General features: G+C 64.0%; 1 pseudogene. It reads left to right on the top strand.

What is annotated here, in order from left to right:
- Positions 1-373, top strand: a pseudogene (gene inhA / locus J5M71_RS28310) (isonitrile hydratase); the annotation flags it as partial.
- Positions 374-455 lie beyond the last annotated feature (82 nt).

The following is a 455-nucleotide window of genomic DNA, read 5'->3' as shown; positions in this document are numbered from 1 at the left end:
GGTGCTCGGCGCGGCGGGTCTGTTGCAGGGCAAGCGCGCGACCACGCATTGGGCGTATCACCAGTTGCTGCCGACCCTGGGCGCGGTTGCGGTGAAGGATCGGGTGGTACGCGACGGCAATCTGTTTACCGGTGGCGGAATCACCGCTGGCATCGATTTCGCCTTGGTGCTGGCAGCGGAACTGGTCGATGCCGATACGGCGCAACTGGTGCAGTTGCAACTGGAATATGCCCCGGCACCGCCGTTCAACGCCGGCAGTCCGGAGGTGGCGCCAAGTGCGGTGGTCGAAGAGGCGCGGTTGCGCGCGGCGCCTTCGTTGAAATTGCGTACGGAGATTACCGAGCGCGCGGCGGCCAAACTGGGCCTGCGCTGATCTCCCAGCCAATCACAACCCTTGTAGGAGCTGCCGCAGGCTGCGATTTTTGATCTGATCGTTCCCATGCTCTGCGTGGGAA

It is taken from the genome of Pseudomonas sp. 43(2021) (genome assembly GCF_017490805.1).
Taxonomy (GTDB): Bacteria; Pseudomonadota; Gammaproteobacteria; order Pseudomonadales; family Pseudomonadaceae; genus Aquipseudomonas.
This window is presented reverse-complemented; position numbering and strand designations above follow the sequence as displayed.